Below are 20,187 nucleotides of genomic sequence, written 5' to 3'. Positions count from 1 at the left end.
ACAGCGCTTATGATTAGCTTAGATTCGGGTTCAAGCTAATCATAAGCATCATAACCAATAACGGCAATCTTGGACTTTTAAAAAATCTTCAGCGAACTCGCCTTGTAATAGCGCCATGGTGGCTAACATACCCGCTTGCACACAATTTTGCGCGTAGACAGTAACCTGAGCCGGCCCACCTGCAATGGGATAACCGGTTTTAGGATTTAGAATATGGCTATAACGCTGACCGTCAATATCAATAAAACGTTGACTGTCACCGCTACTCGCGAGTCCGCCTTGGGTTAAACCAACCATCAGCTTACTTTTTCCAAGATGCTGTGGGTCTTCAATTGCAACCTGCCAAGCATTGCCGTTACGGCGTAATTTATTGGCGTAAATATCACCACCAAAATTAACCAAAAATGCACTATCGATTTGTTGCAATCGCATTTCACTTTCTAATAGCTGCGCGACTTTATCGACCGCGTACTCTTTACCAATACCGCCAAGGTCAATTTGCATACCTATTGGTAAACTTAATAACGGCGCTTGCCATTTCACTTGTTGCCAACCGATATTGGGTAATAAGGCCTTAATGTCAGCATCACTCGGCAGCTGTGTTTGTTGCTTAAAATGCCAGAGCTTGCCTAATACTCCAGAGCTGATATCAAACAAACCATCACTGAGTTGGAAACATAAATCGGCTAAATTAATCAATGTCACTGTTTCGTCATCGAGTGTTATCCCCCTCCCCTTAGCATGATTAAGGCGGGCAATAATATTGTCATCACGAAAACGACTGAACTTTAATTCAATGCGTTTTGCTTCTGCATATGCCAGTGCAGTAAGACTATCCGCCTGGGCTTTAGTGGCGTTATCTAATAAGATCTGACAAGGGCTGGCCATGACGAAAAATTCGCCTAACCAGTAATCCGCTTGTCGCTTTAGGCTATAAGCTTTGCTCAAACTATATTCCTATTCCTATTCATATCGACATTAAAACCGTATCAGTGACGAGAGCCGAATTAGAAACGAGGTCAGAAACGATAGAAGCTCTGCAACATAACAGCACTTTTGTCTGGATACAGATCAACACCTGACATACCAGCGCCTTTCGCCAATGATTCATCACCCGATACCTGAGTCAGGTAATATTCAAATCGTACACTGAATTCATTACCGGCAATCGGAAAGCCATATTTCAGCCCTATGGTATAAGTTTGTAATTCACCCAAGCGATAATCAGCCGTCATGTACTCTGGTATTGGCTGGCCTTCATCCAAATAAACTTGATAAAAGTCGACCGCTTGTTGGTTATAATAACGGATATGCGGCTCGATAAAGTGGCTGTTCGCCAGCGGCATGCGCCATTTGCTATCTATGGTGTGTGAAGCCATGCCCCAGTCATCCCAAAAATAACGATAACTAACATCGAATACTTGCCCAGATGGTTGCAGGTTATATTTAGTCCGCCAAAATAGGCTTTGTTTAGTACGCTGTTCAGGGCGGCTTTCATACACATAATCACTTGCCCAACCATCGCTATCAACCACAGACAATATTTTAAACGGGTCGGTTTGATAACCACTGACATCACTAATCGAGTAGTTTAATTGCATTAACGTCTGGCGGTTAATGACTTGGGTTAACCCCAACAACAAATCAAGCGTTTGCTTCGTTTCACGGTCTTCTAAACGATTATCTACAGCATCGACTGGCACACCAGGATTAGGAATACCGCCTTCCGGCTCAATGGTATCGTAGGCATAGGAAAAACCGACCGATGCGGTAGTATTACGATTATTAAAATCACGCGCCAATGCACTGTTGATCGACAACGCAAGGTAATCGTATTCTTTAGACACGTTTGCGCCACCAGAATAGAGCCACAAGCGATTTAATTGTTGTTGATATTGGGTACTAAGGGCAACGCGGGTATCTTTAAAGGTATCATCAAGCGGCGTATCACCTGCAGCCGTTGTATAGGTTCCATTACCAGAAGGCCGGGTGAAGGTTTGCGCTCTATTTTGAGCAACCGCGCCATTGGGTGACGCACCAGTCAGCACATCAATTACACCTTTGACATTAATGCTGCGCTCGTCATCAATTTGCTTAGTAACAGAAAGAGCACCTTCATAAGCTTGCACTTGGTCATCACTTTCAGCATAGATAAGTAACCCCAGGTCGACATCCCAGCTATCTAATTCAGGCGTCTCAGCCATGGCTGGAGCTGCAAGTACACATGTCGCAGCAGCAAGGGTCAGCGAAATGTTAGCAAAAGTTTTACTCTTGCTTTGACTCTTTCTTTTACTCTTAATCTGGCATTTTAGTTGCATCCACAACCTCCACCAGCAAAACTACCGCCGCCACTTGAGCCTTCTTTACTAAAATAGGTATGGTCGTCAAACCCCATTTCCATTGGGTTTTCTGCAAGCTGCATTTCTGGTTTAGCCAGCAAGTCACGTTCCCAAGGTTTTACCCCAAGTGACGAACAGGCCGTTAAACTCAATATACAGGCTAATAATAAAATCCGTCTCATAGCCGCTCCAAACATTAAATAAACAATTACTTATAAAAATTACTTATATAAGTGCTTTCTATAAGTTATGACTACTCATTTACTTCTATCAATTTACTTCTATCAATGGTGTTTTAACGATTCTCATCTTTACGGTAATAACGATAAGATCTCTGCTTCATATTTGTCTAATTCTGATAACCTAAACCCGACGTGCTTATAGACAATTTCACCTTGTTTATTAAGTATAAACGAATTTGGTAAGCCCATGATTTCATATTGCTCAGCCACCACACCTTGTGGATCAAAGGCGATAGTCAATTTGTTCGGGTAGCGTGTTAAAAACTTCTTCGCAAGAATGGCTTCTTGATCCATATTAATCGCGATAATTTCAAAGCCCTGCTCGCCATATTTTTCAACCATTTCATCCATCCACGGGAACGAACGAATACACGGTGTACACCACGAAGCCCAAAAATCGACCAACACCACTTTACCACGATAATCAGCAAGGTTTATTTGGCTATTATTAACACCGGGTAATGAAAAATCAGGGGCAAGTTTGGCACTATTCTCAGCAAATACTGCGGTTGAAAAAACAACACTGATAATAATAGAAGTAGAAATTAAAAAGTCGCGAAGACGATGACAGATAGATTGATTCATAAACTGAATTCTCAAATAGGCTGAATAGATGTCTGGCTATGATAATGAAGTTAGCTGAGGATTAGTGAAAAAAATGTTGATTATGTGAAAAATAGATATAAAAAAACGCCAACCAGTTACTATAAACAGTAATCAATTAGCGTTCTCTTGAATGGATGGCGGAGGAGGAGAGATTTGAACTCTCGAGGAGCTATTAACCCCTGCTGGTTTTCAAGACCAGTGCATTCGGCCACTCTGCCACCCCTCCGCAGCAATGGAGCGAATATTAGAGCAACCACCTGAAGTTGTAAAGCTTTATTCATCATGAGCTCTGCGCTGTTCAGTTTGCGTTTGAATATCGTTCAAAAATAAACTTACAAGTGTAATAGTGCCATTTATTGATCGAGAATAGTTCCCTTATCAATCCCCTATTTTGGCGTAATAATTATTGATCAAAATCAATGAATCAAAAACAAACTTCAAGCCTAATACACTACATATTGTGCCGTTGATTAAAACAACACCTATATATAGTATTGCATGATAATGTCAATTTAAAACTGAAGGAGTATTTTGTGGATCTATTTGTCATCAAACGAGATGGTTGTCGTGTGCCGTTCAACATTCAATGCATACAAGACGCTATTTACGCTGCAGCTAAGTCAGTGCAACAAGAAAACCGTGATTATGCGGTCAATATGGCAAATAAAGTACATCAAATACTGATTCAACAAGATGTCTCTAGCGAACACGCCATTGAGATCCATACCATCCAAAACACCGTTGAAGATGTGTTAATGCAAGAAAGCAACAAGCTCATTGCCCGCGCTTACATCGAATACCGTCATCAACGTGATATTGCTCGTGAAACACAAAGTATTCTGACTAACGAGATCAAAGGCCTTATTGAGCAAAGCAACGAATCACTGTTGAATGAAAATGCCAATAAAGACAGTAAAGTGATCCCGACTCAACGCGATCTACTCGCAGGTATTGTTGCTAAGCATTATGCTAAGCAACATATCTTACCTCGCGATATTGTCCATGCGCATGAAGCTGGCGACATTCATTATCACGATCTTGATTATGCACCTTTCTTTCCGATGTTTAACTGCATGTTGATCGACCTTGATGGCATGCTGACCCGTGGCTTTAAAATGGGTAATGCTGAAATTGAAACGCCAAAATCAATCACCACAGCAACTGCCGTAACCGCACAAATCATTGCACAAGTAGCTAGCCATATTTATGGTGGCACCACGATCAATCGCATTGACGAGATCTTAGCGCCTTACGTAACAGCAAGCTTTGATAAAAATACCCAACTAGCCGAAGAATGGTCGATACCAAATAAAGCGGAGTTTGCACGTTCACGCACTGAAAAAGAATGTTTCGATGCATTCCAATCATTGGAATATGAAGTTAATACCTTACACACAGCAAATGGACAAACACCGTTTGTAACTTTCGGTTTTGGTTTAGGCACAAACTGGGAAGCACGTTTAATTCAGCAATCAATTCTTAAAAATCGTATTGCTGGTTTAGGCAGAAACCATAAAACCGCAGTTTTTCCAAAACTGGTGTTTGCAATCAAAGATGGCCTAAACCATAAGCCAGAAGATCCAAGCTACGATATTAAACAGCTAGCACTAGAATGCTCAACAAAACGCATGTACCCAGATATTTTAAACTATGAGCAAGTAGTTAAAGTAACGGGTTCGTTTAAAACGCCTATGGGTTGCCGTAGTTTCTTAGGCACCTATGAAGAGCAAGGTGAACTAATTCATGAAGGCCGTAATAACTTAGGTGTAGTGAGTCTTAATTTACCGCGCATTGCCATTCAAGCAAAAGGCGATGAATCACGCTTCTATCAATTATTAGATGAACGTTTAATCCTGTGTAAACGTGCTCTAGAAACCCGTATTTCTCGTCTTAAAGGCGTTAAAGCCCGTGTTGCCCCTATCCTTTATATGGAAGGTGCTTGCGGTGTTAGACTCAATGCTGATGATGACGTATTAGATATTTTCAAGCATGGTCGCGCCTCTATTTCTTTAGGTTACATCGGTTTGCACGAAGCGATTAATGCACTGTTTGGTAATGCTACCCATCCTTACGATAGTGAAGTATTACAACAAAAAGCCATTGCTATGCTTAGCCACATGAAAGCCAGCACTGAACAATGGACTGCAGAAAGCGGTTATGCTTATAGCTTATACGCCACACCAAGTGAAAACTTATGCAGCCGTTTTGCTAAATTAGATAAGATCACGTTTGGTGATATCAAAGACGTGACAGATAAAGGATATTACACCAACAGCTTCCATCTTGATGTTGAGAAACAAGTCAATCCGTACGATAAAATCGATTTTGAAATGCCTTACCCGGCAGTCAGTAACGGTGGTTTTATCTGTTATGGCGAATATCCTAATATGCAGCACAACATTGAAGCGTTAGAAGATGTGTGGGACTACAGCTATACGCGTGTTCCTTATTATGGCACCAACACACCGATTGATGAGTGTTATGAATGTGGCTATACGGGTGAGTTTAGCTGTACCAGTAAAGGCTTTACCTGCCCTAAGTGCGACAATCACGATATTGCCAAGGTATCTGTGACCCGTCGAGTCTGTGGTTATCTGGGCAGTCCCGATGCTCGGCCCTTTAATGCTGGTAAACAAGAAGAAGTAAAACGCCGCGTTAAACACTTATAATATTTTTATAATATGTAAACAATGACCACTCATCCGACCTCAGTTTAATTAACTGGCTAGCCAATGCCTCATTGGCTAGCGTTTAAGAGCAACTATGCATTATTCTCAATATTACCCTCTTGATGTGATCAATGGCACAGGTACACGCGTAACTTTGTTTGTCAGCGGTTGCGAGCATCAATGCAAGGGCTGCTACAACCAATCAACTTGGTCTCCCTCTAATGGTTCACTCTTTAGCCAGGCAATGGAAGATAAGATAATCAATGATTTAAATGATCCGCGAATCCGGCGTCGAGGATTAAGTTTAAGCGGCGGCGATCCACTTTACCCCGCGAATCTAGATGCTATTTTAAAACTAGTAAAAAGAGTTAAAAAAGAATGTGTTGGAAAAGATATATGGCTATGGAGTGGTTATACGATAGAACAATTAACACCGCAACAAAAAACAGTCGTGCAATACATCGATTATCTCATCGATGGGAAGTTTGAACAGTCGCAAGTTGATCCGGCTTTAAAATTTAGAGGTAGTGGTAATCAACGTATCATCACCATTAGCAAAAATGATGACGTTGCAGGGTTTAAATATACATTCTCAAAAATAGACAGTGATTAATCATGATGAAATGAATGCTGATACCGCTATCATTAGCAAAAATTGAATTTAAAAATTATAAATTGTAAAAAAGCTAAATTCAGAATTTAATACTTTAGGGATACTATCTAATGATGGAATAAATATTCTAATATTAAAGTCTTATAACGCACGATTAGTCACTTAATTACATATGCTGAAGCACTAAAGTAACCTTCCCATATGAGTCATTAAAAATTTATTTTTTTTGACTTTAATCACATCTAACTCATCAAAAACTCCGATGAGAAACCACTATATTTTATATAACTTAACACTAAAGTATGAATGTTTATTGGTATCCGTCTCATTAAGGATCAAAAAACCAAACCAAAATTACAGTAAGCAACTAATAAATAAAGTATTTATCTATTCAAAAATGAAATTAAACTTAATACCCACCCCACCTAAATTCAACGATTACAAAAGTTAGAATTAACCACCCAAATAAAGTATTATTTTGAACGACTAGCTTCAATACTTGTTAATGGAATGTAACTAAGTAAACTCTGAGCTTGTAAAAATTCGACGTACTGATGATTTACACGAATTGAGTATTTACTCTTGTCGTTGAATATTTGTTAACAGGATTAACAATCAAATTAAACCAACAACTCGTCACATAATACTGACGGCGTGTTGTATAACTTGCCTATTTTCCAGTTACGTTAACGGCACATCATTGACATTCATTTCGATTTCGATGATATTACTACTACAAAAGTGATACACGGTCATTTTAATTAACAAAAATTAAACATAGCTTAGTTAAGGATAATGGAATGAAATACTTAGTTACCGGTGGTACAGGATTTATTGGTCGTTTCTTAATTGAACGTTTAGTAGAAAGAGAAGATGCGCAAGTTTATGTATTAACTCGCCCAGGCTCAGAACACAAATTCAATGCATTACAGGATCGAGTGCATAAGAGTGTTAAAAGTCGTATCAAAATGGTTACAGGTGATATCACTAAAGCTAATTTAGGGATTAATGAGCAATGGTTAGCAACACACACTGACCAAATTGATAATGTTTACCACCTTGCAGCAATCTACGATATGAAAGCAGATGCTGAATCACAAGAAACGGCAAATGTTGTTGGTACACGTAACGCGGTTGAAGCTTCTGTTCATATTAAAGCGAAAAGTTTCCACCATGTTAGCTCTATTGCAGCCGCAGGTTTGTTCAACGGTACTTTTTACGAAGACATGTTTGAAGAAGCTGAAAATATGGACAACCCATATTTACGTACCAAACATATCTCTGAAAAAGTAGTGCGTGATGAATGTTCTATTCCTTTCCGTATCTACCGTCCAGGCATGGTTGTTGGCCATTCTAAAACGGGTGAAATCGACAAAGTAGATGGTCCTTACTACTTCTTTAAATTATTGAAAAAAATTCGTGAAACAATTCCAACATGGATGCCTATGATCGGTGTTGAAGGCCGTCGCCTTAATATCGTACCGGTTGATTATGTTGCTGATGCAATTGACTACATCAGTCATAAAGAAGACGTTCATAGCAACTGCTTCCACCTTGTCGATCCAAAACCATTCAAGGTTGGTGAAGTACTTAATATCTTCGCAACAGCTGGTAACGCACCAAAAACGGCATTCCGTATTGATTCTCGTATTGCCAACTTCTTACCAGCATCAGTACGCCAAGCGGTTGCACACTTACCTGCAGTGAAACAGCTTACTGAAGGGGTATTAGGTGACCTTGGCATTCCAAAAGATGTATTAAACTTCCTTAACTATCCTACGAGCTTCGATGACCGTGAAACAGCACGTGCATTAGAAGGCTCTAACATCAAAGTACCTCGTTTAGATGCATACGCACCAGCGGTATGGGATTATTGGGAACGTAACCTAAATGATGACCTAATCAATGACATGACTTTAAAAGGTAATGTTAGTGGTAAAACAATCGTCATCACAGGTGCAAGTTCTGGTATTGGTGAAGCAACGGCATTAAAACTGGCACCAACAGGCGCTAAATTAATCCTTGTAGCACGTGATGTAACAAAACTAGAAGCAACACAGGCTCAAATCAAGGAGCTTGGTGGCGAAGCACACATCTATTCATGTGACATTTCCAACATGGAATCATGTGATGAGTTAGTAAAGAATGTACTTGCAGAGCATAACTTTGTTGATATATTAATCAACAATGCGGGTCGTTCAATCCGCCGTTCAATTGATTTATCCTTTGACCGCTTCCACGATTACGAAAGAACGATGCAGTTAAACTACTTTGGTGCGGTTCGTTTAATCATGGGCTTCTCACCAAGCATGTTAGAGAATAAAAAAGGGCATGTTATCAACATCTCTTCAATTGGTGTGTTAACAAATTCGCCGCGTTTCTCTGCATACGTAGCGTCTAAAGCTGCACTTGATGCATTCACTCGCTGTGCCGCATCAGAGTTCTCTGACCGTAACGTCAACATGACGACGATTAATATGCCGCTTGTGCGTACTCCGATGATCGGTCCTACAAAAGTATACGACAATGTACCAACACTCGCACCGTCAGAAGCAGCCGATTTAATTGTTCAAGCAATTATTCGTAAGCCAAAACGTATTGCGACAAAAGTCGGTATCATGTCAGAAGTACTGTACTCACTATTCCCTAAAGTAAGCGAAATTATCATGAACACGGGCTACCGTATGTTTAATGATTCAGCAGCGGCTAAAGGTAAACTAGAAGATAAAGATGAACCGACACAAGCAAGCACTGAACAAGTTGCATTTGCAGCTATCATGCGCGGTGTGCATTGGTAATCTAATCGGTATTAAGTACTAATTAGCTAATATCAAGGGACCACACTATATACTCAAGTGTGGTCCCTTTTTTGATCTTAATAACAAACCTTATCCAGCTCTCAATAACCTAACAACACAATAAATTCATCAATACATCTCGTCTTATCATGTTAATCTATTGTTTTCTTTAACAAGGATGTATAAGAATGAAAAAATCTGTCGGTTTTACCCTCATCGAATTAATGATCACTATTTCTATCTTCGCAATACTCGTTGGTATTGGCGTACCCAGTTACCAAAACATGGTAAAACAAAGCCGTATTGATGACGCAACCACACTGATTAATAGCAGCCTTATCTATGCGAAAAATACCGCGATTGCCCATAACCGAACGTTATATATGCGAGTAGCAGGGAATACTTTAACCTTAACGACATCAGACGCTGATATCGTCAACAAAACAACGATAGCGACTAGCAGTAATTCAAGCTTATCTTTTAGAGCTCTTGGCGCACAAATTATAAACTTTCGTGCCAATGGAACTATCGCAACAGGTAATATAATTCGTTATTGCACTGGCGATTCAGGTATTAAAATGGCGGTTGGAATTAATGGTGATCCCGTAACCACATCGGTGAGCTGTTAGTTATTTCTATTATTAAATAGCCCCTGTTTTATTTGGTATAAATGGTGGGGCTAAAAACGACGGGACTGTTCCAACCCTAGATTAGTTTAGTTTAGTTTAGTTTAGTTTAGGGCGATAAATCTGTTAACCAAAGTGATTAAAAGCTATTTTATTACCATCTAAATCACGGAAGTAAGCGCCATAAAAAACGTCAGGAATTCGTTGTCCTGGTTCACCATCACAGGTTGCACCCAAAGCCATTGCCTTATGGTACAGTTCTTCACACTTTTCTTTTGAGCCCGGCGCAATAGCTAACATATTGCCATTACCAGCGTGTTGTTCTTCTTTATCGTACGGAATACAAATGGCAAGCATAGGCTCTTTCATACTCTTACCAATGAATATAATCCGCTCCATTTTCATTAATGTTTTAGCGCCTATTGGTGCCAATAATGCATTATAAAAAGCTTCTGACTTTTCTAAATCCGTTACACCTATTGTTGCATAGCTAAGCATAGTAATTCCTTTTCATTATGATGAATGTCGTTATGTTAGATAGACATTTAACTACAACAGCTTAGTTAAACTAAGTCAATATACATCTATAAAGTAAGTAATTGAATGACTAGTGGGGATCCACGTGATGTTCACTGAAAGAGTGAAGGGTTGTACGATTATACGACGAAGTCCCTCGGCGTTCACAATTAATGAATAGACGCTCCTCAACATAATATCAAGACAATATAAAAGTAATATCAATGCAGCAACCACATAATACTTACAATACTTTCGTGATGTGAATGAACAATAGGGTGTAACGTCCATGAGATTAATAAAATGTTAAGTACAATTTCACTGAAAAAAAAGCTGCTATTAATAACAGTAAGTTTATCGTTACTATTTATTGTGTTAAGCACTCGCTATTTTTTATATGTCCGTTGTAATGTCATTGAACAGCAACGATATGGATTGGAACCTAAAATTAAATTTATTGGGTCTCTCATCAATCGTCACTATCAAGGCTATCTTGACGGTGAGCTAAGTCTTGCTGAAGCACAGCAGAAGTCGATTAAAGAAATTCATCAAATCAACTTTAAAAATAAGAATTATGTTTTTGTTTTTAACGACGATTATCTTCTTCTAGAATCAATTAATAATGCCGCGATGCTCAATAAAAATGTCAAAAATGAGATTAATATTAATGGCGTAAAACTATACCAATTATTACGTACTGAAGCTGTATACCGAAATAATTCGGGCTATTCATCTTATTTTTATTACGGTAATACGAACCGAGAACAGCAGCTCAAAATATCTTACTCTCAGTATTTTTCACCTTGGGGTTGGACTTATGGTGAAGGGGTGTACATTAATGAAATTGATGATTCAATTATCAATATGTTGATCTCTAATTAATTATAATAGATGACCATTACTGTACAGCCCGAGCATAACGATGTTCGGGACTTCAATAGAAATGATACTAGAATGCTAGCATTCCACTCCATATAGCCTACTCACGCAAAATAAGTTACAAAAAAAGCGGCGTTAGATTTACATCTAACGCCGCTTTATTTTTTATAAATGAGTAAATTGTATAAGCTAATGCATTTCGCGATTAGTTATAGAATTTTTTATCTTCTTTCGCCATTGCTTTAAGCGAGTCACACGGCGCAAAACGCTCACCGTATTTATCTTGATGACGTTCTAGCTTGTCAACAAGTGCAGCAATACCGATAGAATCCATATAGTGGAATGGACCACCTAGGAATGGTGGGAAACCAATACCGAAGATTGCACCGATGTCACCATCTCGTGCGCTACGTAAGATACCTTCATCAAGACAGCGAGCAGCTTCGTTCAGCATTAATAATACTGCACGTTCTGCAAGCGCTTTAGGATCCATTGTTGCTTCAGGTTTCAGGTTAAATAGCTTGTAGATTGATTCATCAACTTGCTTCTTACCCTTCTTGGCTTTCTTACCGTATAGATAGAAACCTTTCTCGTTCTTACGACCTTTACGATCATCAGCTAATAGCTTATCGAACGCAGCTGGAGCTTCAAAACGGCTACCTAGCTCTTTCGTTAGGATTGGACCGATCTTAGCGCCAACATCGATACCAACTTCATCAAGAAGCGTTACAGGACCAACAGGGAAACCAAAATCAACCAACGCTTTATCAACCGCTTCGATAGGTTCTTGTTCTAGTACCAAACGTGCTGCTTCGTTCATGTAAGGCGCAAGAATACGGTTTACATAGAAACCAGCACCATCTTTAACAACGATTGGCGTTTTGCCTTGCTTACGCGCAAATTCAACCGTTGTCGAGATAGTTTGGTCAGACGTGCCTTCATGCGTAATAATTTCAGCAAGTGGCATTTTGTCCACAGGGCTGAAGTAATGTAAACCAATTACGTTTTCAGGACGCTTTGCTTCAGATGCAATTTGCGTGATAGGTAAAGAAGACGTGTTTGATGCGAAAATAGTATTTTCGTTACAGTTAGCTTCAATATCAGCCACCATTTGGTGCTTCAATTTAAGATCTTCAAATACCGCTTCAATCACAATGTCAGCACTCTTCACACCAGTGTACTCAGTTGTACCAGTGATCATAGCAAGTTGACTTTGCATTTCAGCTTTAGACATAAAGCGACGTTTAACTTTCTTGTTTAGAATGTCATACGTATATTTTTGTGCGTTAAGCAGACCTTGTGGCGCAATATCTTTAATTCGCACAGGTACTTTCGCTTTAGTTGCAGTAACGTTAGCGATACCGCCACCCATTAAACCACCACCAAGTACGATTGCTTTTTTCACTTTCTTCGGTGCAACACCTTCAACGCCGTCTTCTTTCTTCATCTCTGTTGTAGCAAAGAAAATGCCACGTAGACATGCAGATTCAGATGTCATTGCTAGTTCAGCAAAACGTTTTGCTTCAAGTTTTAAACCTGCTTCAAAACCTTTTTCTTGACCTACTTTAACCACTTCTAGAATGGCTTCAGGTGCTGGGTAGTTGCCACGTGTTTTAGAGAACGTTTGCTTTGCAGCTTGATCGAACATGATGTTACGACCAAATTTATTTGTTTCTAAAAGCTTACTCGTAAGATCACGTTTCAATTCACGTTTGAACTTACCTTTTTTCGCTAGTTTAACCGCGACTTCAAGTAATACAGTTTCCGGTACCACTTCATCAACAAGGCCCATTTTCAGCGCTTGTTTACCACGAATTTGTTTACCCGTAAGCATCAAATCAAGTGACTTAGCCACACCGATTAAACGCGGTAGACGTTGAGTACCACCACTGCCAGGTAATAGACCTAACATGACTTCAGGTACACCTAGTACTGTTTTAGTGCTTTCTGTACATACACGGATATGACATGCCAGTGCTAGCTCTAAACCACCACCTAAACAAGGACCGTGGATAGCAGCAACAACAGGAATGTTTAATGCTTCCAGTTCACCCATAACGCGGTGACCTTCAAGTGATAACGTCTCTGCGTCTGCAGCAGTTTCACATGCATCAATCATAGTCACATCAGCGCCAGCAACAAAGCTGTCTTTCTTGCCACTGATCAGGACTAGACCTTGTAGATCTGAGTTTGATTTGATCTCTTTCATCAAATCAGAAATTTCATCAGCGAACTCAGCACGTAAAGTGTTCATCGTTTCGCCGGGTACGTCCATTGTTAGAACGCCAATTTTATCTTCACGGATCTCAAGTGAAAATGTTTTATCTTGCTGACTCATTACGCACTCTCCACAATCATTGCTACACCTAGACCACCAGCAGCACAGGCAGCTGTTAATCCTAGACCACCACCACGACGTTTTAATTCATGTAATGTTTGCGTGATCATACGTGCACCAGTTGCTGCAAATGGGTGACCATATGCCAGTGAACCACCGAGTACATTGAATTTGCTTTCATCAATAGTAGCAACGCGCTCTGCACGGCCTAATTTTTCTTGGGCAAACGTATCAGATTCTAGACATTTTATGTTTGCTAATGTCTGTGCCGCAAATGCTTCATGCATATCAAATAATGCTAAATCATCGAATTTAATACCAGCACGATCTAACGCTTCAGGTATCGCATAAGATGGGCCAATAAGACCATCAACATCAGCAGGTACAGCAGCATAAGCATAGCTACGAATATAACCGAGTACTTCTAGACCCAGTTCTTTCGCACGTCCTTCACTCATTAATAATACCGCAGCAGCGCCATCTGTTAGTGGCGTACTTGTTGCAGCAGTAACAGTACCGTGTTTACGGTCAAATGCAGGACGCAATTTAGCGTAACCTTCAACTGTTGAGTTTTTACGAATGTTGTTATCTTCAGAAATAAATGACTTCATTGGCTCTGGATAAGCCGTCATTACTTCATCTTTTAACTTGCCTTCTTCCCATGCTTTAGCTGCAAGAGAGTGAGAACGGTGAGCAAATTCATCTTGCGCTTGGCGCGTAATGCTATAAGACTTCGCCATTTGTTCTGCAGTCTGTCCCATCGTGATACCGGTACTGTATTCTGAAACAGCAGGGGCAACTGGCATTAAATCTTTCAAGCTTAGTTGACGGGCAATCTTTAATTTATCGCCAGTCGTTTTAGCTTTGCTCAAGTTAATTAACTGATGAGCCAATTTTTTAGATACGCCAATTGGCACAACTGAAGATGAATCAGCACCACCAGCAATACCACAGTCAATCGAACCAGCCATAATAGACTCGGTAACATTTGAAATAGCTTGGAAACTTGTCGCACATGCACGCGATACACTGTATGCATCAGTACCGATGTCCATACCAGTACCTAATACGATTTCACGCGCAATATTTGGCGCTTCCGGCATTTGAACTACTTGTCCAAAGACAACTTGCTGAACAATTTTAGGATCAATGTCGTTACGAGTAAGCATCTCGTTAACAACCATTTTGCCTAAATCTAATGCTGGAACCCCATGAAACGCTGTTGCTTGTTTAGCAAACGGGGTACGTAATCCAGTGACCACCGCGATACGATCGCCGTTGCGGGTGGTTAGGCTTTGTGGTTTAGCCATCACTTATCCTCATTCCGTTAAGTAAGAGAGGTCAGACCTCATAAAATTAAGTCAATATTAACCTTTTGGTCACAATATTCAAACATTAGTTTGAAAATTGAGTGTTTCATCTTAGAACTGTGACCTAGAAAAAATATTGTGTGAAAAAATAGCCCCAAATAATAGTCATATCAACCTAAACAATGTTTAGATACGGATATATTACTCACCATTTACACTATAAAATAGTCATTACCAGTAAAGTTCTGTAAAACGTTTTATAAAGCTGTCTATAAAATAATTTTTGAACTTTTACAGTTAATCGATTGTCGGTAAACTAGTGTTTATATTAACTTTATGCGATAGATAATTATGCCAAAATCAAACTTTAATCAATTAAGAGGCTATCTTAACAGCCAAATTCTTGGGCAAGAAAAACTTGTCGACAATTTATTAATCGCGCTACTCGCAGATGGACATATCTTAGTAGAAGGTCCACCCGGATTGGCGAAAACACGTGCAGTCAAAGCACTTGCCGATAGCTTGGATGCCAACTTCCATCGTATTCAGTTCACACCTGATTTACTGCCAGCCGATTTAACTGGTACAGATATCTATCGCGCCGAAACCGGAACCTTTGATTTTCAACCTGGTCCTCTGTTTCACAATATCGTACTAGCGGACGAGATTAATCGTGCACCTGCTAAGGTACAGTCTGCGCTTTTAGAAGCTATGGCCGAACAGCAGATAACCGTTGGCAACAAAACCATGTTATTACCAAAGCTGTTTATGGTAATGGCAACGCAGAACCCGATTGAGCAAGAAGGTACTTACCCATTACCAGAAGCCCAGCTAGATCGCTTCATGTTACATTTGGAAATTGATTACCCAGATAAAGACACTGAATTACAAATATTGCGCTTAACAACGCAAGAAGCACAACAAAGTACCAGTGCACCGATAACGAAAATAAGTCAGCAAGCAATCATGCAAGCGCGAACAGAAGTGCTTAACATCCACCTAGCCCCTGCGCTTGAGCATTATCTTGTCGATTTGATCATGGCAACCCGAAACCCTGCGACCTTGGATCCAGAACTTGCTAGTTGGATCACCTTCGGTGCCAGTCCACGTGCGACTATTTCCCTTGCTAGCTGTGTACGCGCCCGCGCTTGGTTAAACGGCCGTGACCATGTATTACCTGAAGATATCCAGACATGTCTATATCCAATCTTACGCCATCGCTTATTACTGAGCTTTGAAGCTGAAGCAGACGGTATTACCGCCAATCAAGTTATTGACCGTATCTTGTCATTAATTGCATTTTCGTAAACTGAGTTAGCCTATGTCAGCAATCGAAGTTACGCTAAAAGAGCTACAACAATACAGCTACCAAACCAACAGCGTATTGGCGAATAAGACCTTAGCAAGAGCAAAACTTGCTGGCGGTCACCTGTCGCCAATCAAAGGCCGCGGTATGGAATTTAGTGAATGTCGTCAATACCAACCCGGTGATGACATCCGCAGTATTGACTGGCGTATTACCGCCCGTACCGGCAAAACTTACTGCAAGTTATTCAGTGAAGAAAAAGAGCGCCCTGTATATGTGTTACTTGATCTGTCATCGAGCATGTATTTTGGTAGTCAGTATCGATTAAAGTCAGTACAAGCCTGCCACCTAACTGCATTACTGGCTTGGGCAACAAAGCACAAAAGTGATCGTGTAGGCGGTATTATCATTGGCGAATTTGGCCATAAAGAATTAAAACCCCAGCGTCAACAACGCGGTATTATGCAATTACTCAGTCAGACAGTGACCCTGCATAACGCCCAACTTAACCAGACAAATGTAGCCAATGGCAATGACGTTACTACGCCAGAATCGCTAGCAGGTGCCCTCACCCGTTTACGCATGGTGTGTAAAACCGGTAGCCATATTATGATCGTCAGTGATTTTCTTAATCTAGACGACAAAGCCCAAAAGCAATTAGCGTTATTAAAACGCCATAATGAAATCGAAGCTTGGCAAATTTTCGATCCTTTAGAACAAGCTCTCCCAAGCATTAGCGCCAATGTTCGTCTTGCCGTATCAGATGGGCAACAACAAGGTTTCGTTAGTCCAGGTGACGCCAGCAGCCGTCAGAAATATCAACAACACGCAGATGTTAAACAACAAGCCTTACGACAAGTAATGAATCGATACGGTATTCGTCATCATAAAATCAGTAGCGGTGAGTCATTACTTAGCCAGATCAAAAATAAGCAAGATAAGAGTAAGGGTAAATAAAGCGCATGGATCCGTTAGCACAGTTAAAAGATATTCATTTACCAACACCCGTGTCGGCGTGGCCGTTATCACTGTATTGGTGGCTAGTTATTATCGTACTCGTATTAATAGTCGGCTTAGCCATTTATGCTGTACTGCAGTACATTAAAAAAACCAGATTAACCCGCTTAGCCTTAGCCGAATTAGCCTTATTACAGCAGCAAGGTTGCGAAGTAAATGACTTACATCATCTGCTCAAACGCATTGTATTGTCGAGTTTCCCACGTGAAACAGCGGCATCATTGCACAGCGACGCATGGCTAGCTTTCCTCGACCAACAAGCCAGTACTAATAAACGTGTTTTCAATGCCTTCTCAAATAACGCCGCGGCATGGACTCTGGACTTATATAGTGCCAAGCCAAACATGCTCGCTGAATTAGCACACTTTAAAACATGCCAAGATTGGATCAAGCAAACCCCGCTTATACCTATTGATTGTCATGTGAATAAAAAAATAAAAAATAAAGCGGAGAACAGTCATGTTTGAATTTAACTGGCCTTGGCTGTTAATCCTATTACCCTTACCCGCGCTGATCCGCTTTTTTAGTCAGGCAGGTCAAGCACAAGCCCCATTAGTATTACCAAATCTGCCTTACATTGAGACAGCAACAAGCACAGTTAGTAAAAAGCCGCGTACCATCTGGCTATTAAGCTTAATGTGGTTATGTTTGGTGCTCGCAGCTGCACGCCCGATGTGGATCGGCGAACCGCAATCCATTCCTCAACATGGTCGTGAAATGATGCTCGCGGTCGATCTGTCTGGTTCGATGCAGATTGAAGACATGCAAATCAATAACCGCATGGTTGACCGTTTGTCATTGGTAAAAACAGTGGTTGCTGATTTTATCCAACAACGTAAAGGCGATCGTGTCGGGCTTATTTTCTTCGCTGACAATGCCTATTTACAAGCCCCGTTAACATTCGATTTGAAAACGGTCAGTGGCTACATGCAACAAGCTGTACTTGGCCTTGTTGGTCAACAAACCGCGATCGGCGAAGGCATTGGCTTGGCATTAAAACGTTTTGATGCCGCCGAAAATGCCAAAAAGAAGGCACAAAAAGTATTGGTATTACTGACCGATGGCCAGAATACTGCTGGTGAGGTTAAACCACTTGAAGCCGCTAAGTTCGCAAAAGAACAAGGTGTTAAAATCTACACAATTGGCGTCGGCGCCGATGCTTATTATAAACGTACGATATTCGGTAATCAGAAAGTAGATCCATCACAGGATCTAGATGAGACCACGCTAAAGGCAATCGCAGCACAAACCGGTGGGCAATACTTCCGCGCCCGTGATGCCGAGAGCTTAGCGGCTATCTATGCGGAACTCGATAAACTCGAACCTGTTGAGCAAGCACAACAACAATTTAGGCCACAAACCGATCTATTCCACTGGCCATTAGCCATCGCGTTATTGCTGTCAATTTTCGCCTGCTTTCTACGTCAAGGGCTTTCTTTAAGCCAAGGTTTACGATTCACGTCAGGGAAAAACCATGACTGATTTTATGTTATTACGACCATTATGGTTATTGGCGCTATTGCCACTCATCGCCCTTGCTTGGTATTTCCGTAAGAATGATCAAGCGCAAGGCTGGCATACCGTGCTGTCGCCTGAAATCGCTAAGTTCTTATTAGCCCAACAGCAACCAGCAACAAAATCGAATAACTTCTTTATACCGTTAGCTTGTATTTGGCTACTGGCTACAATTGCATTATCAGGCCCGAGTTTTAGCTATACCGAGCGTCCAGTTGCCAGTATATCGCAAGCTAAAGTCATGGTATTAGATATGTCACTTTCGATGCGCGCCACCGATCTAAAACCTAACCGTTTAACGCAACTACGTTTTAAAAGCACTGATATTCTTAGCAGTATTAAAGAAGGTGAAATAGGTTTAGTCGCTTATGCCGGCGATGCCTTCGTTATCTCGCCATTAACTACAGACACAAGCACCCTATTAAACTTGTTGCCAAACTTGTCACCAGAAATCATGCCAGTGAAAGGGTCAAAACCTACCGCAGGTATTCGTCAAGCAATCGAATTATTAACCAACGCAGGTTATCAGCAAGGCCAAATATTACTGGTTACTGATGGTATCAATCCAGCCCAAGCAGATAGCATCAACGCGTTATTAGCAGACACGGATTACAGCTTATCGATTCTTGGTATAGGCACAGCGCAAGGCGCGCCGATTAAACTGCGTGATGGCCAATTCCTTAAAAACAACCAAGGCACCATTGTCGTACCGCAACTAGACGTGAGGTTATTGCAAGACACAGCGCAAGCCAATTCAGGCCAAGTACAAGTGATCAGCCATGGTAGCCAGCAATTAACAGATTTGTTCAACCACGCGTCTCGATTTAACAATAGTCAAAATAACCAAAAAACCGAGTTAACCACAGAACAGCGGAACGATGATGGTATTTGGCTACTGCCTTTGATCGCCTTATTAACGGCATTTAGTTTTCGTAAAGAACTGTTTTTCAGCTTTTTTTTGGTATTTTTATTACAACCAGAATCAAGTTATGCGGCTGATACTTCGATATGGAAAAACAGTAATGAGAATGGAGCATTGTTGTATCAAGATGAAAAATATCAACAAGCCGCAGACTCCTTCTCTGATGCTAATTGGCAAGCGAGTGCCCTGTATAAAGCCGGTGAATACCAACAAGCTATCGACCTATGGGCCGATGATACAAGTAGTGATTCTGCGTATAACCAAGGTAATGCGTTAATGCAACTCGGTAATATTGACGAAGCAACCAAGGCTTATGAACAAGCGCTAAGATTGGATCCTGAAAATAACGATGCCAAAGCCAATCTGGAAGTCACCAAGAAAATGAAGCAGCAACAGAAACAGCAGCAAGGTGATAAAGACCAAGACGGTCAGAACCAACAGGACGGTCAGAACCAGCAAGACGGTCAGGACCAACAAGACAGTCAGAACCA

Annotated in this window: 17 protein-coding genes and 1 tRNA gene; 10 read left to right on the top strand and 8 right to left on the bottom strand. The window is 40.8% G+C overall.

The annotated features are described in order from the left end of the window. Positions 1 to 48 precede the first annotated feature (48 nt). The 5 genes from A923_RS0104175 to A923_RS0104155 all read right to left on the bottom strand — a co-directional run bounded on the left by A923_RS0104175 (position 49) and on the right by A923_RS0104155 (position 3,413). On the bottom strand, positions 49 to 948 hold the full coding sequence (locus A923_RS0104175; protein ID WP_017220397.1) for an FAD:protein FMN transferase: 900 nt from the start codon (positions 946 to 948) through the stop codon (positions 49 to 51). Between the two features lie 71 nt (positions 949 to 1,019). Further along, positions 1,020 to 2,318, bottom strand: coding sequence for a DUF3570 domain-containing protein (locus A923_RS0104170; RefSeq protein ID WP_017220396.1), 1,299 nt, complete (start codon positions 2,316 to 2,318; stop codon positions 1,020 to 1,022). Beyond that, positions 2,309 to 2,521 carry a DUF4266 domain-containing protein gene (locus A923_RS0104165; RefSeq protein WP_017220395.1) on the bottom strand — a complete coding sequence of 71 codons (213 nt, stop codon included), beginning with the start codon at positions 2,519 to 2,521 and terminating at the stop codon, positions 2,309 to 2,311. The genes A923_RS0104170 and A923_RS0104165 overlap by 10 nt, the downstream gene beginning before the upstream one ends. 129 nt (positions 2,522 to 2,650) lie before the next feature. After that, entirely contained in the window at positions 2,651 to 3,166 is a 516-nt protein-coding gene (locus tag A923_RS0104160; RefSeq protein ID WP_017220394.1) for a TlpA family protein disulfide reductase, read from the bottom strand. A 156-nt stretch (positions 3,167 to 3,322) separates the two neighbouring features. Continuing rightward, positions 3,323 to 3,413, bottom strand: a tRNA-Ser gene (locus A923_RS0104155). A 307-nt stretch (positions 3,414 to 3,720) separates the two neighbouring features. Between A923_RS0104155 and nrdD the strand changes: the two genes are divergently transcribed. From nrdD to A923_RS0104135, 4 genes are all read left to right on the top strand, one after another. Next, positions 3,721 to 5,856 carry an anaerobic ribonucleoside-triphosphate reductase gene (gene nrdD / locus A923_RS0104150; protein WP_017220393.1) on the top strand — a complete coding sequence of 712 codons (2,136 nt, stop codon included), beginning with the start codon at positions 3,721 to 3,723 and terminating at the stop codon, positions 5,854 to 5,856. 94 nt (positions 5,857 to 5,950) lie between these two features. Further along, complete coding sequence (gene nrdG / locus A923_RS0104145; RefSeq protein WP_017220392.1) at positions 5,951 to 6,469, top strand: anaerobic ribonucleoside-triphosphate reductase-activating protein; 519 nt, start codon at positions 5,951 to 5,953, stop codon at positions 6,467 to 6,469. 800 nt (positions 6,470 to 7,269) lie between these two features. Further along, positions 7,270 to 9,267 (top strand): SDR family oxidoreductase, encoded by a 1,998-nt coding sequence (locus A923_RS0104140; RefSeq protein ID WP_017220391.1) that lies wholly within the window; start codon positions 7,270 to 7,272, stop codon positions 9,265 to 9,267. Positions 9,268 to 9,455: 188 nt separating this feature from the next. Further along, the gene (locus A923_RS0104135; protein WP_017220390.1) at positions 9,456 to 9,896 is read left to right on the top strand and encodes a GspH/FimT family pseudopilin; all 441 of its coding nucleotides are present in this window, start codon (positions 9,456 to 9,458) and stop codon (positions 9,894 to 9,896) included. Between the two features lie 123 nt (positions 9,897 to 10,019). Here A923_RS0104135 and A923_RS0104130 read toward each other — a convergent pair whose 3' ends face one another. Then, positions 10,020 to 10,391: a VOC family protein gene (locus tag A923_RS0104130; RefSeq protein WP_017220389.1), complete on the bottom strand. Its 372-nt coding sequence runs from the start codon at positions 10,389 to 10,391 to the stop codon at positions 10,020 to 10,022. Between the two features lie 321 nt (positions 10,392 to 10,712). Here A923_RS0104130 and A923_RS0104125 point away from each other — a divergent pair, with 321 nt between their 5' ends. Beyond that, on the top strand, positions 10,713 to 11,291 hold the full coding sequence (locus A923_RS0104125) for a cache domain-containing protein (protein ID WP_017220388.1): 579 nt from the start codon (positions 10,713 to 10,715) through the stop codon (positions 11,289 to 11,291). Positions 11,292 to 11,493: 202 nt separating this feature from the next. On the opposite strand, the gene fadJ is transcribed toward A923_RS0104125, so the two are convergent. Beyond that, a complete protein-coding gene (gene fadJ / locus A923_RS0104120; protein WP_017220387.1) occupies positions 11,494 to 13,626 on the bottom strand; it encodes a fatty acid oxidation complex subunit alpha FadJ in 2,133 nt (710 codons plus the stop codon). After that, entirely contained in the window at positions 13,626 to 14,936 is a 1,311-nt protein-coding gene (fadI, locus tag A923_RS0104115; RefSeq protein ID WP_017220386.1) for an acetyl-CoA C-acyltransferase FadI, read from the bottom strand. The genes fadJ and fadI overlap by 1 nt, the downstream gene beginning before the upstream one ends. Positions 14,937 to 15,287: 351 nt before the next feature. Between fadI and A923_RS0104110 the strand changes: the two genes are divergently transcribed. From A923_RS0104110 to A923_RS0104090, 5 genes are all read left to right on the top strand, one after another. After that, positions 15,288 to 16,244 carry an AAA family ATPase gene (locus tag A923_RS0104110; protein ID WP_017220385.1) on the top strand — a complete coding sequence of 319 codons (957 nt, stop codon included), beginning with the start codon at positions 15,288 to 15,290 and terminating at the stop codon, positions 16,242 to 16,244. Between the two features lie 13 nt (positions 16,245 to 16,257). Next, the gene (locus A923_RS0104105) at positions 16,258 to 17,199 is read left to right on the top strand and encodes a DUF58 domain-containing protein (protein ID WP_017220384.1); all 942 of its coding nucleotides are present in this window, start codon (positions 16,258 to 16,260) and stop codon (positions 17,197 to 17,199) included. A gap of 5 nt (positions 17,200 to 17,204) precedes the next feature. Further along, entirely contained in the window at positions 17,205 to 17,726 is a 522-nt protein-coding gene (locus A923_RS0104100; RefSeq protein ID WP_017220383.1) for a DUF4381 domain-containing protein, read from the top strand. Further along, complete coding sequence (locus tag A923_RS0104095; RefSeq protein WP_017220382.1) at positions 17,719 to 18,741, top strand: vWA domain-containing protein; 1,023 nt, start codon at positions 17,719 to 17,721, stop codon at positions 18,739 to 18,741. The genes A923_RS0104100 and A923_RS0104095 overlap by 8 nt, the downstream gene beginning before the upstream one ends. Beyond that, positions 18,734 to 20,187 (top strand): vWA domain-containing protein (locus tag A923_RS0104090; RefSeq protein WP_017220381.1); only part of this gene is annotated, 1,454 nt, incomplete at its 3' end. The genes A923_RS0104095 and A923_RS0104090, both read left to right, overlap by 8 nt.

Origin of the sequence: Moritella dasanensis ArB 0140 (assembly GCF_000276805.1) — a bacterium.
GTDB classification, from domain to species: domain Bacteria; phylum Pseudomonadota; class Gammaproteobacteria; order Enterobacterales; family Moritellaceae; genus Moritella; species Moritella dasanensis.
Note: the sequence above shows the minus strand (reverse complement) of the source record. Positions and strands in the feature narration are given on the sequence as shown.

Coding starts and splice junctions, on each gene's coding strand:
- A923_RS0104170 (WP_017220396.1), bottom strand. CDS start 2,318: ATGCAACTAAAATGCCAGATTAAGAGTAAAAGAAAGAGTCAAAGCAAG.
- A923_RS0104165 (WP_017220395.1), bottom strand. CDS start 2,521: ATGAGACGGATTTTATTATTAGCCTGTATATTGAGTTTAACGGCCTGT.
- A923_RS0104160 (WP_017220394.1), bottom strand. CDS start 3,166: ATGAATCAATCTATCTGTCATCGTCTTCGCGACTTTTTAATTTCTACT.
- nrdG (WP_017220392.1), top strand. CDS start 5,951: ATGCATTATTCTCAATATTACCCTCTTGATGTGATCAATGGCACAGGT.
- A923_RS0104140 (WP_017220391.1), top strand. CDS start 7,270: ATGAAATACTTAGTTACCGGTGGTACAGGATTTATTGGTCGTTTCTTA.
- A923_RS0104135 (WP_017220390.1), top strand. CDS start 9,456: ATGAAAAAATCTGTCGGTTTTACCCTCATCGAATTAATGATCACTATT.
- A923_RS0104130 (WP_017220389.1), bottom strand. CDS start 10,391: ATGCTTAGCTATGCAACAATAGGTGTAACGGATTTAGAAAAGTCAGAA.
- A923_RS0104125 (WP_017220388.1), top strand. CDS start 10,713: ATGTTAAGTACAATTTCACTGAAAAAAAAGCTGCTATTAATAACAGTA.
- fadJ (WP_017220387.1), bottom strand. CDS start 13,626: ATGAGTCAGCAAGATAAAACATTTTCACTTGAGATCCGTGAAGATAAA.
- fadI (WP_017220386.1), bottom strand. CDS start 14,936: ATGGCTAAACCACAAAGCCTAACCACCCGCAACGGCGATCGTATCGCG.
- A923_RS0104110 (WP_017220385.1), top strand. CDS start 15,288: ATGCCAAAATCAAACTTTAATCAATTAAGAGGCTATCTTAACAGCCAA.
- A923_RS0104105 (WP_017220384.1), top strand. CDS start 16,258: ATGTCAGCAATCGAAGTTACGCTAAAAGAGCTACAACAATACAGCTAC.
- A923_RS0104100 (WP_017220383.1), top strand. CDS start 17,205: ATGGATCCGTTAGCACAGTTAAAAGATATTCATTTACCAACACCCGTG.
- A923_RS0104095 (WP_017220382.1), top strand. CDS start 17,719: ATGTTTGAATTTAACTGGCCTTGGCTGTTAATCCTATTACCCTTACCC.